We start from the raw sequence: 13,545 nt of genomic DNA on the forward strand, positions 1-13,545 counted from the left end.
CGCTAACAGTTACGCGCTCGAAATTGGGTCTGTAGCTCAGTTGGTTAGAGCGCACCCCTGATAAGGGTGAGGTCGGCAGTTCGAATCTGCCCAGACCCACCAATTTTGTATGGGGCCATAGCTCAGCTGGGAGAGCGCCTGCCTTGCACGCAGGAGGTCAACGGTTCGATCCCGTTTGGCTCCACCATTAACTGCTTCTGCTGTTAGAGTTTAGAAATGAATATTCCGGTGTGAATATTGATTTCTAGTCTTTGATTAGATCGTTCTTTAAAAATTTGGGTATGTGATAGAAAGATAGACTGAACGTTACTTTCACTGGTAACGGATCAGGCTAAGGTAAAATTTGTGAGTTGCTCTTTATGAGCAAGAATCGAATTTTCGGCGAATGTCGTCTTCATAGTATAACCAGATTGCTTGGGGTTATATGGTCAAGTGAAGAAGCGCATACGGTGGATGCCTTGGCAGTCAGAGGCGATGAAAGACGTGGTAGCCTGCGAAAAGCTTCGGGGAGTCGGCAAACAGACTTTGATCCGGAGATGTCTGAATGGGGGAACCCAGCCATCATAAGATGGTTATCTTGTACTGAATACATAGGTGCAAGAGGCGAACCAGGGGAACTGAAACATCTAAGTACCCTGAGGAAAAGAAATCAACCGAGATTCCCTTAGTAGTGGCGAGCGAACGGGGACTAGCCCTTAAGTGGCTTTGAGATTAGCGGAACGCTCTGGAAAGTGCGGCCATAGTGGGTGATAGCCCTGTACGCGAAAATCTCTTGGTCATGAAATCGAGTAGGACGGAGCACGAGAAACTTTGTCTGAATATGGGGGGACCATCCTCCAAGGCTAAATACTACTGACTGACCGATAGTGAACTAGTACCGTGAGGGAAAGGCGAAAAGAACCCCGGAGAGGGGAGTGAAATAGATCCTGAAACCGTATGCGTACAAGCAGTGGGAGCAGACTTTGTTCTGTGACTGCGTACCTTTTGTATAATGGGTCAGCGACTTATTTTCAGTGGCGAGCTTAACCGAATAGGGGAGGCGTAGCGAAAGCGAGTCTTAATAGGGCGTCTAGTCGCTGGGAATAGACCCGAAACCGGGCGATCTATCCATGGGCAGGTTGAAGGTTAGGTAACACTGACTGGAGGACCGAACCGACTACCGTTGAAAAGTTAGCGGATGACCTGTGGATCGGAGTGAAAGGCTAATCAAGCTCGGAGATAGCTGGTTCTCCTCGAAAGCTATTTAGGTAGCGCCTCATGTATCACTGTAGGGGGTAGAGCACTGTTTCGGCTAGGGGGTCATCCCGACTTACCAAACCGATGCAAACTCCGAATACCTACAAGTGCCGAGCATGGGAGACACACGGCGGGTGCTAACGTCCGTCGTGAAAAGGGAAACAACCCAGACCGTCAGCTAAGGTCCCAAAGTTATGGTTAAGTGGGAAACGATGTGGGAAGGCTTAGACAGCTAGGAGGTTGGCTTAGAAGCAGCCACCCTTTAAAGAAAGCGTAATAGCTCACTAGTCGAGTCGGCCTGCGCGGAAGATGTAACGGGGCTCAAACCATACACCGAAGCTACGGGTATCACCTTCGGGTGATGCGGTAGAGGAGCGTTCTGTAAGCCTGTGAAGGTGAGTTGAGAAGCTTGCTGGAGGTATCAGAAGTGCGAATGCTGACATGAGTAACGACAATGGGTGTGAAAAACACCCACGCCGAAAGACCAAGGTTTCCTGCGCAACGTTAATCGACGCAGGGTTAGTCGGTCCCTAAGGCGAGGCTGAAAAGCGTAGTCGATGGAAAACAGGTTAATATTCCTGTACTTCTGGTTATTGCGATGGAGGGACGGAGAAGGCTAGGCCAGCTTGGCGTTGGTTGTCCAAGTTTAAGGTGGTAGGCTGGAATCTTAGGTAAATCCGGGATTCTAAGGCCGAGAGCTGATGACGAGTTACCCTTTGGGTGACGAAGTGGTTGATGCCATGCTTCCAAGAAAAGCTTCTAAGCTTCAGATAACCAGGAACCGTACCCCAAACCGACACAGGTGGTTGGGTAGAGAATACCAAGGCGCTTGAGAGAACTCGGGTGAAGGAACTAGGCAAAATGGCACCGTAACTTCGGGAGAAGGTGCGCCGGTGAGGGTGAAGGACTTGCTCCGTAAGCCCACGCCGGTCGAAGATACCAGGCCGCTGCGACTGTTTATTAAAAACACAGCACTCTGCAAACACGAAAGTGGACGTATAGGGTGTGACGCCTGCCCGGTGCCGGAAGGTTAATTGATGGGGTTAGCTAACGCGAAGCTCTTGATCGAAGCCCCGGTAAACGGCGGCCGTAACTATAACGGTCCTAAGGTAGCGAAATTCCTTGTCGGGTAAGTTCCGACCTGCACGAATGGCGTAACGATGGCGGCGCTGTCTCCACCCGAGACTCAGTGAAATTGAAATCGCTGTGAAGATGCAGTGTATCCGCGGCTAGACGGAAAGACCCCGTGAACCTTTACTATAGCTTTGCACTGGACTTTGAATTTGCTTGTGTAGGATAGGTGGGAGGCTTTGAAGCGTGGACGCCAGTTCGCGTGGAGCCATCCTTGAAATACCACCCTGGCAACTTTGAGGTTCTAACTCAGGTCCGTTATCCGGATCGAGGACAGTGTATGGTGGGTAGTTTGACTGGGGCGGTCTCCTCCTAAAGAGTAACGGAGGAGTACGAAGGTGCGCTCAGACCGGTCGGAAATCGGTCGTAGAGTATAAAGGCAAAAGCGCGCTTGACTGCGAGACAGACACGTCGAGCAGGTACGAAAGTAGGTCTTAGTGATCCGGTGGTTCTGTATGGAAGGGCCATCGCTCAACGGATAAAAGGTACTCCGGGGATAACAGGCTGATACCGCCCAAGAGTTCATATCGACGGCGGTGTTTGGCACCTCGATGTCGGCTCATCACATCCTGGGGCTGAAGCCGGTCCCAAGGGTATGGCTGTTCGCCATTTAAAGTGGTACGCGAGCTGGGTTTAGAACGTCGTGAGACAGTTCGGTCCCTATCTGCCGTGGACGTTTGAGATTTGAGAGGGGCTGCTCCTAGTACGAGAGGACCGGAGTGGACGAACCTCTGGTGTTCCGGTTGTCACGCCAGTGGCATTGCCGGGTAGCTATGTTCGGAAAAGATAACCGCTGAAAGCATCTAAGCGGGAAACTTGCCTCAAGATGAGATCTCACTGGGACCTTGAGTCCCCTGAAGGGCCGTCGAAGACTACGACGTTGATAGGTTGGGTGTGTAAGCGCTGTGAGGCGTTGAGCTAACCAATACTAATTGCCCGTGAGGCTTGACCATATAACACCCAAGCAATTTGACTACTCGAAAGAGCATCAGATTGCGGTGTGTGAAGACGAAACGAACCGAAAGTTCGAGAGACTCACAAAACACCGGACTATCACCTACCCAATTTGCTGAAGCGAGGCCACCTGGCCACGACTCAGTACCCGAATTTCTTGACGACCATAGAGCGTTGGAACCACCTGATCCCATCCCGAACTCAGAAGTGAAACGATGCATCGCCGATGGTAGTGTGGGGTTTCCCCATGTGAGAGTAGGTCATCGTCAAGATTAAATTCCGAAACCCCAATTGCGAAAGCAGTTGGGGTTTTGTTTTTGCGCGCGAAAAAACACGAGCAACCCATTCAAAGTCAATTGTAAAAAAAATCACACAAACCTGACTCCACGGTTTTGGTAAGGTGCAGCTCATTTTTAATGGACTGAGTCTGCGCCCACGGATCGGCATTCTTTTCAAAGAGTTGCTGCACAAGTGCCTGAACCGATACCGATCAAGGACCACGAAAAAGAAACACACCTGGTCAACAAGAGACTCCTGGCCTGCGCCTTGTTCGTTGCCGCCATTACCTGTGCTCTGGTGGTACGCCTGTATGTCCTGCAGGTCGTCGAGTTCGACTATCACTCGACCATCTCCGAAAACAATCGCGTACATGTCCTGCCGATTACACCTACCCGTGGATTGATCTATGACCGCAACGGCGTACTCCTTGCGGACAACCGCCCCAGCTTCAACCTGACCATCACCCGCGAACGTGCCTCCAATGTCAACGAGGAGCTGGACGAGGTCGCCAATCTCCTGCACTTGCCCGCTGAAGACCGCTCGCAATTCGACAAGGTGATGAAGCAGGCACGTCACCCCTTCGTACCGGTGACGCTGTTCTATGAACTGAGCGAAGAACAGATCGCCGTACTCGCCGTCAACGAGTTCCGCTTGCCGGGCATCGATGTCGAGCCGCAGTTCGTTCGGCACTATCCGTTGGGCGCGCACTTCGCGCATTCGGTCGGCTACGTCGGACGCATCAACGAGAAAGAGTCAAAGGCTCTGGATACGGTCGAGTACCGAGGCACCCAATCCATTGGCAAGACCGGGATCGAAAAATTCTACGAGGCGCAACTGCACGGCCATGTCGGTTATGAGGAAGTCGAAACCAATGCCCAGGGCCGCGTGCTGCGAGTGCTCAAGCACACGGATCCGGTGCCGGGTGAAAACATTGTCCTGAGCCTCGACGTCAAGCTGCAGGAAGCCGCCGAACAAGCCCTGGGCGATCGTCGCGGCTCGGTGGTTGCGCTCGATCCATCGACCGGTGAAGTGCTGGCCATGGTCAGCAACCCGAGTTTCGACCCTAATCTGTTCGTCACCGGCATCAGCTCCAGGGAGTACTCCACGCTACGCGACTCCGTCGACCGACCGCTGTTCAACCGTGTGTTGCGCGGCCTGTACGCGCCGGGTTCGACCATCAAGCCGGAAGTGGCAATCGCCGGCCTCGACGCGGGTGTCGTCACGCCACAGACCCGTGTGTTCGACCCCGGTTATTACCAGCTACCGGATTTCGATCACAAGTACCGCAACTGGAACCACAGCGGTGACGGCTGGGTGGATATGGATGCAGCGATCATGCGTTCCAACGACACCTATTTCTATGACCTCGCACACAAGCTGGGGATCGATCGCCTGCACGACTACATGGCGATGTTCGGACTGGGTGAGAAAGTCTCCCTGGACATGAACGAAGAATCCCCCGGCCTGATGCCATCCCAGGCATGGAAGCGTGCCACGCGTCGGCAGGCCTGGTTTCCGGGCGAGACGGTGATTCTCGGTATCGGCCAGGGCTACATGCAAGTCACGCCGCTGCAATTGGCCCAGGCCACGGCGCTGATTGCCAACAAGGGTGTGTGGAATCGCCCGCACCTGGCCAAAACCGTGGACGGCATCGCGCCGGTGGATGAGCATCCAATGCCCAATATTCTGCTCAAGGATCCACGCGACTGGGAGCAGGTCAACCATGGCATGCAGATGGTGATGCACGATGCCCGCGGGATTGCCCGGGCCGCCGCCGCTGGCGCGCAGTACCGTATTGCCGGCAAGAGTGGTACCGCGCAAGTGGTGGCGATCAAGCAGGGCGAACGTTACAACCGGGAGAAAACCCGTGAGCGTAACCGCGACAATGCCTTGTTCGTCGGTTTCGCCCCGGCCGAGCACCCGAAGATCGTGATTTCGGTGATGATCGAAAACGGTGAGGCGGGTGGCCGCGTCGCCGGACCGGTCGTCCGGCAGATCATGGACGCCTGGCTACTCGATCAGGACGGGCACCTGAAGCCGCAGTACGCGGCACCCGGCAAGGCGCCGGGCGATCTTCACGCCTGAACCGTCTGGGCTTCACAGCACAGGCTCGCGGATGCTGAGCATGTGCTGGAAGCTCTGGAGGAACACCGTTTCGGCCTGGCTCATCTTCTGTTCGCGGTTCCACAACAACTGGATATCGAAATCCACCACACCGTCTTCCGGCGGCAGGCGCCAGAGCAGACCTTGCTCGACATCCCGGCGCACCAGATGCGTGGGCAAGGCGCCGATGCCGTAACCCGCGCAAATCAGGCGGTAAATTTCTTCGAAACTGGTGGAAGACGCAACGATCTTGCCGGTGAAGCCTTGCTGATCGCGGAACAGCGTCAGGGGTGAAAGATTGCCGCCCAATTGGTCGCTGGTGAAGCTGACAAAGTTTTCCGCCGCCAGTTGTTCCAGGGTCAGATTCTCTTGCCCGAACAGGCGATGGCGCTGGCCACAAAAGTAAGCGTAGGTCTCGCGAAACAGCACCCGCTGTTCCAGCCGCGGCTGTGGCAGACGACACAGGCCGACGCCAATGGTCGCGGTCTTTTGCAGCAGCGAACTGATGATGTTCGAACTGCCCATCACCTCGACTTCCAGCTCGATTTTCGGGTGGGTTTCATGGAAGTCAGCGAGGAAATCATCGTAATGCCGAGCCTGCACACCGCTGACCGTGAGGATACGGATCTTGCCCACCACGTCGTCGTGACGACTCTCCACCACCGTCCCCAGGCGTGAAACATCACCGTAGATATCGGCAGCGATGCGCAGGACTTCTTCCCCGGTTTCCGTCAGGTCAAAGCGTCGTCCGCTGCGGGCAATCAACACGCATTCCAGCTGTTCTTCCAGTCGTTTCAGCGCCTGGCTGACGGCCGACTGGGTGATGTGCAGTCGCGCGGCAGCGCGACTCATGCTGCCTTCCTGGCCGATGACCAGATAGGTGCGCAGCAGGTTCCAGTCGAGGCGGTCATTGAGAAAGCGCCGGCCGACCCATGGGTTGGAAGTGGAGGACATAAAACCTCATACAGTAGCAGTGCTAATAGTAAAGATAAGGATTTGAAAATTGACTAATCCTGGCATGGAAGCGATAAAGCCTACAAGCGCCATAGAGCGCAACCGTCATCCGCCTTAACACCTGCCCAAAAACTATAAGTACACAGGGTCCTTGCATGCACACTACTCCCCAACCGCGCCGAGCCGCGGCCGCTGCCTTCATTGGCACGACCATCGAGTTCTACGACTTCTACATCTACGCCACCGCGGCGGCGCTGGTCCTCGGGCAGGTGTTCTTCCCCAGCAGCGACCCGGTCATGAGTACCCTCGCGGCATTTGGCAGTTTCGCTGTCGGCTTCATTGCGCGGCCCATGGCCGGGATGGTGTTCGGTCATCTGGGCGACCGTCTCGGGCGCAAGAAAATGCTCCTGGTAACCATGGCCTTGATGGGCATCGCCACCGCCGGCATTGGCCTGTTGCCGAGCTATGCCAGCGTCGGCATCTGGGCGCCGATCGGCCTGATCGTGCTGCGTTTGATCCAGGGGATTTCGGTCGGTGGCGAGTGGGGCGGGGCGGTGTTGATGGCGAGCGAACACGCACCGGCCAGGCGCAAGACGTTCTACGCCTCGTTCGCCCAGCTCGGCAGCCCGGCCGGCTTGTTGCTGGCACTGATCGCTTTCCGTCTGGTGACGTCCCTTGAGCCCGAGGAGTTCCTCGCCTGGGGATGGCGCCTGCCGTTCCTCGCCAGCGGCGTATTGATGATGGTCGGCCTGTTGATCCGCTCCGGCGTTCACGAGTCACCGGAGTTCGCCAAGGTCCAGGACAACAACGAGACTGCCAGATACCCGGTGATGGACGTGATCCGCACCTGCTGGCGGCAGATCCTGTTCGCCGCCGCTGCGGTGACCATCGGCTCGGCCGGGTTCTTCTTCACCAACACCTTCATGATCACCTACGTCACCCAGTACCAGGGCATTGCCCGTTCGACGATTCTCGATTGCCTGTTTCTGGTGACGGTCATCCAGTTGCTCTCGCAACCGCTCTCGGCACTGCTGGCCGAACGTATCGGCGAAGGTCGTTTTCTCAAATGGGTCGCGCTGCTGTGCATGCTCACGCCCTACCCGATGTTCCTGTTGGTGGGCACGCAGAACATTCTGTTGATGACGCTCGGCATCGCGTTGGCCGTGGTGATTCTCTCGGCGCTCTACGCAGTGATCGCCGGCTACATGACCCAGGCCTTCCCGGTGCACCTGCGCTACTCGGGCATTTCCATCGCCTATCAACTGGCTTGCGCCGTGGCCGGGGGCACCACGCCGCTGATCGGCACGCTGCTGGCCAGCAAGTTTTCCGGACAATGGTTGCCGCTGGCGGTGTTCTTCAGCTTGCTCTCGGCCCTGTCCCTGATCGGTGTTTGCGGGTTGGCCCGCCTGCGCGCCAACCCGGTCGTCAGCCACGCTGTCAAAGAGGTGTATTCGTGAGTAAACCTGCACACATCGACCCGATTGAATGGCAAGCCCGTTGCAAACTGGCGGCGCTGTATCGACTGGTCGCGCACTTTCGCATGACCGATCTGATCGACACCCACATCACCCTGCGGATTCCAGGGCCTGAACACCACTTCCTGATCAACCGCTATGGCGTGATCTTCGACCGCATGCGCGCCTCGGACCTGGTGCGCATCGATCAGGAAGGGCGGGTGGTCGACCCGGAGTACGCCGGCCATCGGGTCAATGCCGCCGGCTTCGTGATCCACTCGGCGATCCACATGGCGCGTCCGGACCTGAACTGTGTGATCCACACCCACACGGCGGCGGGCATGGCGGTCGCGGCGCAGAAGCAAGGCTTGCTGCCGATCAGTCAGCACGCGCTGAAGTTCTACGGCAAGCTGGCCTATCACACCTATGAGGGCATCGCGCTGTCGCTGGATGAACGCGAGCGCTTGATTGCCGACCTCGGCCCGCACCGGGCGATGATCTTGCGCAATCACGGCTTGCTGGTGGGTGGTTCCGGGGTGGCCCAGGCGTTCCAGGAAATCCACTTTCTGGAGCGCGCCTGTCAGGCCCAGGTGCAGGCGCTGGCCGGTGGTTCGGCATTGCATTACCCGTCGCCGGAAGTGTGTGCGCACACCGCCGAGCAGTTTGACCGTGATGAGCAGGACAACATCATCGACCTGGCCTGGGAGGCCGCCCTGACGTTGATCGAATCCCAGCGCGAGTCTTATTTGTCATGAACGCCGACATCAACACCGTGGTTCTGCTGTCCCGCGACACCTTGCTGCTCAAGCAATTGCAGGCGGCGTTCGCCCGCAGTGCGCCGCAGCTCACCGCCGTGCTGGCCGAAGATTCCCGGGCCGCTCATGCACAGATGGCGGCGTGCTGGTTTCCCTTGCCGGGCAGTCTCGGTGCATTGCAAAACCTGCAGGTGATTCACTCGGTGGCCGCCGGCATCGACCACCTCGACCACGATCCGTCCTGCCCGGACCTGCCGATTTGCCGCGTGGTCGACCCGGGTCACCGCCAGGGCATGATCGAGTACGTGCGCTGGGCGGTGATCCACTATCACCGCGGTTTCGACCAGGTGTTGTCGCAACAACGGGAGCAACGCTGGGAACGGCCGCTGCAACGGGCGGCGGGGCAGTTCAAGGTCGGTGTGATGGGGCTCGGGTCGCTGGGCAGCGCGATTGCTCTGGATCTGGCCGCCGCCGGTTATGACGTGCGCGGCTGGGCGCGGCGCAGCAAGGACCTGCCGGGTGTGCGTACATTCGCCGGGGCCGATGGGTTGAATCCGTTCCTCGATGGCGTCGAATTGCTGATCAACCTGTTGCCACTCACCAGCGAAACCCGCGGCATCCTTGGTCGGGCCACGTTCGACCAACTCGCCAACGGCGCAGCACTGGTCAACTGTGGCCGGGGCGCTCATCTGAACATCGACGATCTCGAACAGGCATTGGCCAGAGGACAATTGCGCGGTGCGCTGCTGGATGTCTTCGAACAGGAACCGCTGCCGGTCGATCACCGGCTCTGGACCATGCCCGGTGTCACCATTACTCCGCATATGGCTTCGGCGGCTTCCCATGACTGTATTGCCGAACAAGTGGCGGAAAACTTCCGCCGATTGAATAGCGGCGAACCGTTATTGAACTGTGCGGACCGATTACTGGGTTACTGAACCAACCGCTTTTCCGTTAAAAATGGATGTTCACGTAATCCCGGGAAACACCGATAACGCAACACCTGTAGGAGCCGGCTTGCCGGCGATGGTCGTTAACGATAACGCATGTAAACCGGATAAACACGGCGCACTTGAGTCCATCGCCAGCAAGCCGGCTCCTACAAGAGACCGCTTCCAAGGCCAAAAAAAGGCCCTGCGAACTCGCCCGCTCAGTTGGGCGAGCCATAACAACAACCTTCGCCTCAACCGTTTTACTGCCAGTTAAAACAATTAAATAACGAGTTCTTGATGAATTCCTGGAGACAGTGATGAGCGATCTATCGTCCGCAGAAAAGTCCGGCGCACCACCGGAAGTTAATATCAGTATGAAAAAAGTCGCGGTGGCCAGCGTGATCGGCACCACCGTGGAGTGGTACGACTTGTTCGTGTTTGCCACGGCCTCGGCGCTGGTGTTCAACAAAGTGTTCTTTCCGGATTTCGTGCCGCTGATCGGAACACTGCTGGCTTTTGGCACCTTCGCTTCGGCGTATCTGGCGCGGATTGTCGGTGCGGCATTGTTCGGGCATTTCGGCGATCGCCTGGGGCGCAAGTCGATGCTGTTGATTTCGCTGTTGACCATGGGGGCGGCCACCTTTGCCATCGGCTTGTTGCCGGACTTTGCCACCATCGGTATCTGGGCGCCGATCCTGTTGTTGCTGCTCAGGGTCGTGCAAGGCCTGGCTTTGGGGGGCGAATGGGGCGGGGCGGTGTTGATGGCGGTGGAGCATGCGCCGGCCAACAAGCGTGGCCTGTACGGTTCCTGGGTGCAGATCGGCGTACCGGCCGGGACCATGATTGCCAACCTGGCCTTCCTGTTGATCGCGGCGTGGCTGTCCCCCGAGGAACTGTTGGCCTGGGGCTGGCGTATCCCGTTCCTGGCCAGCGTGTTGCTGATCGCCGTCGGCCTGTACATCCGCCTGAACATCGCGGAAACCCCGGCCTTCAACAAGGTCAAGGAGGCCGAGGTGCAGGTGAAGATGCCGTTGGCGGAAGTGTTCCGCAAGTACTGGAAGCAAGTGGTGCTGGGCGGTATCGCCACCATGTCCACGGGCGCTTCGTTCAACATTATCGTGGCGTTCGGTTTGACGTATGGCACGCAGAACCTCGGCTTCAGCCGCGGCGTGATGCTCGGTGTGGTGCTGCTGTCTTGCGCCTGGTGCATCGTCATGTTGCCGGTGTTCGGTGCGCTCTCGGATCGTTTCGGACGCAAGCCGATCATTGTCGGCGGCATCATCGCCGAAGCGCTGGTGGCGTTCCCGATGTTCTGGCTGATGGACACCAGGGAGCTGCCGATGGTGGTGTTCGGTTATCTGTTGTTGATGACCGCATTCGCCGCCAACTACGGGCCGATCGCGACCTTCCTCGCCGAACTGTTCGGCACCCGCGTGCGGTATTCCGGGTTGTCCATCAGCTACATGTTGTCCGGCCTGCTCGGCAGCGCGGCGACACCCATCGTCACCACGGCATTGCTGGCCGCGACGGGCAAAGGGTCGTCGGTGGCCTGGTACATGATCGGTGCGGCCCTGATTTCACTGGTGGCGCTATTGCTGCTGACCGAAACCTTCAAGAAGGACATCAGCGAAATCCCGAGCGTCGCCCCGACCGACGATCCGGCCCCCGGCAAACCCTTCAAATCGGCTACGGCCTGACTTCCGGAGTTCAACAGCATGCGCAGAATTCAATCGGCCCCGGGCTACATCGGCCCGGTCGGCCCTTACTCCCAGGCTGTGGTCAGCGGGCAGCTGGTGTTCACTGCCGGGCAGATCCCGGCTCACAGCGGCCTCGACGACCAGCCTGCCGATTTTCCCGAGCAGGTGCGGCAAACCTTGCGCAACCTCGAAGCGATCCTGATTGAAGCCGGGTCCGGTTTCAGCCACGTGATCAAGGTCAATGCCTACCTGACCGATCCCGCACAGCTGGAGCCGTTCAACGCCGTGTACCGCGAGTTCCTCGGCCATGCACCGCCGGCGCGCACCACGGTGTGCGTTGCCTTGTGGGGAGTGTCGCTGGAAATCGACTGTGTCGCCGAACTGATTGCCGGGGAGCCGCAACATGGATGAGTCGCAACTGATCGAACAGCTCAAGGCGGTGAGCTTTCCGACCCTCGGGCATTTTCTCGAAGAGGGATTCGCCGACCCGCAACTGCGGGCCATGGTGCCCAATGTGAAAGTCGTTGGCCGAGCCTTGACCCTGAAACTGCTGGGCGCCGATGCCATTGCCGTTAACCGGGCTCTGGCGCAGATCAAGCCGGGCGACGTGCTGGTGATCGACACGGGAGGTGAGCATCGGCACGCCCCGGTCGGTGCGGTGACCAGTTGCGCGGCGCGCTGCGCCGGGGCCGTGGGCATTGTGGTGGATGGCGCGGTGACCGACCTGCTGGAGCTGCGCGAAGCCGGTTTGCCGGTGTTTGCCCGTGGCACCAGCCTGTTGACCACCAAGCTGCACGGACGCAATGACAGCGCCATCAATCATCCCGTGCACTGCGCCGGCGTGACGGTGCAACCGGGGGATTGGGTGCTGGCGGACGACAACGGCGTGTTGTTTCTCGACACGGCATCGGCGCTGGCGGTCATCGAGCAGGCACTGGCTTCGGATCGTGCCGAGCCGCGTTTGCTCGAACGCTTGCGCGCCGGTGAGCCAGTGACGCAAGTCTTGCGCGTCTAGTCCGTCAGCCGTTGCTGCAGGCTTTCAAGAAAGATCGTCTCGGCCCGGCTCATGCGCTGTTCGCGGTTCCACAGCAAATGAATGTCGACATCGGCAATCCCTTCGTGGGGCGGCAGGCGCCAGAGCAATCCGGCGTCGACGTCCGCTGCCACCACGTGCTCGGGCAAACAGCCGATACCGAAGCCGGCGATGACCAGTCGCCGGACTTCCTCCAGGCTTGGTGACGAGGCGACGATACGCCCGCTGAAACCCTGTTGATCACGGAAGATCGTCAGCGGCGAGAGCATGCCGCCGATCTGGTCACTGGTGAAGCTGACGAAGTTCTCCCGTTGCAAATCCCCTTCGGCGACGTCCTGTCGGCCGAACAGTCCATGGTGCTTGCCGCAGAAAAACGCATAGCGTTGACGCAGGAACAAGCGCTGCTCCAGGCGTGGCTGCGGGCGCCGATTGAGGCTCAGGCCGAGGGTCGCGGTTTTTTCCTGGAGGGCGCTGACGATGTCGGAACTGCGCATCACATCGACTTCCAGATCGACTCGCGGGTATTGGCGATGGAAGTCGGCGAGGAAGTCATCAAAGCGCTCGGAGAAAATCCGGCTGATGATCAGCAACCGCACTTTGCCGATCACTTCATCGGCCGGTTGTTCCAGCACGCTGCTGACCTGGGACATCTGCCCGTAGATTTCCCCGGCCAGGGCGAAGATCTGCTCACCGACTTCGGTCAGGGCAAAGCGTGGTCCGCGACGGGCAATCAGTTGGCGGCCCAATTGTTCTTCCAGGCGCTTGAGTGCCTGGCTCACGGCCGGTTGTGTCAGGTGCAGGCGGGCGGCGGCGCGGCTGATGCTCAGCTCCTGGCCAATCACCCGAAAGGTGCGCAGCAGGTTCCAGTCCAGGCGGTCATTGAGCAGGCGTTGCATAGGCATTCAGCAGCCAGTCAGGGGCCAATGGGGAAAGTCGACGGCTGGCACACGCCGTGCGCAAGCCATGGAAAATCTACAGTCGCGGGATCGTAACACTGTTGGCACGCCGCAGCCGAGG

9 protein-coding genes, 2 tRNA genes and 2 rRNA genes are annotated in these 13,545 nt (G+C 58.4%); 11 read left to right on the forward strand and 2 right to left on the reverse strand.

Annotated features, from left to right (window positions below; translation table 11 throughout):
* The first annotated feature begins 25 nt into the window (after positions 1-25).
* From AB7M25_RS09115 to mrdA, 5 genes are all read left to right on the forward strand, one after another.
* A tRNA-Ile gene (locus tag AB7M25_RS09115) sits at positions 26-102 on the forward strand.
* Positions 103-111: 9 nt separating this feature from the next.
* Positions 112-187 (forward strand) — tRNA-Ala (locus AB7M25_RS09120).
* Between the two features lie 239 nt (positions 188-426).
* A 23S ribosomal RNA gene (locus tag AB7M25_RS09125) occupies positions 427-3,320 on the forward strand.
* Positions 3,321-3,477: 157 nt separating this feature from the next.
* Positions 3,478-3,593 (forward strand): 5S ribosomal RNA (gene rrf / locus AB7M25_RS09130).
* Between the two features lie 199 nt (positions 3,594-3,792).
* Positions 3,793-5,685 (forward strand): penicillin-binding protein 2, encoded by a 1,893-nt coding sequence (gene mrdA / locus AB7M25_RS09135; RefSeq protein ID WP_429383709.1) that lies wholly within the window; start codon positions 3,793-3,795, stop codon positions 5,683-5,685.
* Positions 5,686-5,697: 12 nt separating this feature from the next.
* On the opposite strand, the gene AB7M25_RS09140 is transcribed toward mrdA, so the two are convergent.
* Positions 5,698-6,657, reverse strand: a complete 960-nt coding sequence (locus AB7M25_RS09140; protein WP_429518943.1) for a LysR family transcriptional regulator — start codon at positions 6,655-6,657, stop codon at positions 5,698-5,700.
* Positions 6,658-6,812: 155 nt separating this feature from the next.
* Between AB7M25_RS09140 and AB7M25_RS09145 the strand changes: the two genes are divergently transcribed.
* The 6 genes from AB7M25_RS09145 to AB7M25_RS09170 all read left to right on the forward strand — a co-directional run bounded on the left by AB7M25_RS09145 (position 6,813) and on the right by AB7M25_RS09170 (position 12,510).
* Positions 6,813-8,114, forward strand: a complete 1,302-nt coding sequence (locus tag AB7M25_RS09145; RefSeq protein WP_429383705.1) for an MFS transporter — start codon at positions 6,813-6,815, stop codon at positions 8,112-8,114.
* Positions 8,111-8,866 (forward strand): class II aldolase/adducin family protein, encoded by a 756-nt coding sequence (locus AB7M25_RS09150; RefSeq protein ID WP_429561737.1) that lies wholly within the window; start codon positions 8,111-8,113, stop codon positions 8,864-8,866. Before AB7M25_RS09145 ends, AB7M25_RS09150 begins: the two co-directional genes overlap by 4 nt.
* Entirely contained in the window at positions 8,863-9,804 is a 942-nt protein-coding gene (locus tag AB7M25_RS09155) for a 2-hydroxyacid dehydrogenase (RefSeq protein WP_454237182.1), read from the forward strand. The genes AB7M25_RS09150 and AB7M25_RS09155 overlap by 4 nt, the downstream gene beginning before the upstream one ends.
* 311 nt (positions 9,805-10,115) lie before the next feature.
* On the forward strand, positions 10,116-11,495 hold the full coding sequence (locus tag AB7M25_RS09160) for an MFS transporter (RefSeq protein ID WP_429383699.1): 1,380 nt from the start codon (positions 10,116-10,118) through the stop codon (positions 11,493-11,495).
* An 18-nt stretch (positions 11,496-11,513) separates the two neighbouring features.
* Positions 11,514-11,906, forward strand: coding sequence for a RidA family protein (locus AB7M25_RS09165; RefSeq protein ID WP_454237183.1), 393 nt, complete (start codon positions 11,514-11,516; stop codon positions 11,904-11,906).
* On the forward strand, positions 11,899-12,510 hold the full coding sequence (locus AB7M25_RS09170; RefSeq protein WP_454237184.1) for an RraA family protein: 612 nt from the start codon (positions 11,899-11,901) through the stop codon (positions 12,508-12,510). Before AB7M25_RS09165 ends, AB7M25_RS09170 begins: the two co-directional genes overlap by 8 nt.
* On the opposite strand, the gene AB7M25_RS09175 is transcribed toward AB7M25_RS09170, so the two are convergent.
* Entirely contained in the window at positions 12,507-13,424 is a 918-nt protein-coding gene (locus AB7M25_RS09175; protein WP_007970686.1) for a LysR family transcriptional regulator, read from the reverse strand. The two genes, AB7M25_RS09170 and AB7M25_RS09175, sit on opposite strands and share 4 nt — an antisense overlap.
* Positions 13,425-13,545: the final 121 nt, after the last annotated feature.

It is taken from the genome of Pseudomonas sp. AP3_22 TE3818 (genome assembly GCF_053628995.1).

Excerpts from the sequence above, each read along its gene's own strand:
- AB7M25_RS09140 (WP_429518943.1), bottom strand. The coding sequence starts at position 6,657 with ATGTCCTCCACTTCCAACCCATGGGTCGGCCGGCGCTTTCTCAATGAC.
- AB7M25_RS09145 (WP_429383705.1), top strand. The coding sequence starts at position 6,813 with ATGCACACTACTCCCCAACCGCGCCGAGCCGCGGCCGCTGCCTTCATT.
- AB7M25_RS09155 (WP_454237182.1), top strand. The coding sequence starts at position 8,863 with ATGAACGCCGACATCAACACCGTGGTTCTGCTGTCCCGCGACACCTTG.
- AB7M25_RS09160 (WP_429383699.1), top strand. The coding sequence starts at position 10,116 with ATGAGCGATCTATCGTCCGCAGAAAAGTCCGGCGCACCACCGGAAGTT.
- AB7M25_RS09165 (WP_454237183.1), top strand. The coding sequence starts at position 11,514 with ATGCGCAGAATTCAATCGGCCCCGGGCTACATCGGCCCGGTCGGCCCT.
- AB7M25_RS09170 (WP_454237184.1), top strand. The coding sequence starts at position 11,899 with ATGGATGAGTCGCAACTGATCGAACAGCTCAAGGCGGTGAGCTTTCCG.
- AB7M25_RS09175 (WP_007970686.1), bottom strand. The coding sequence starts at position 13,424 with ATGCAACGCCTGCTCAATGACCGCCTGGACTGGAACCTGCTGCGCACC.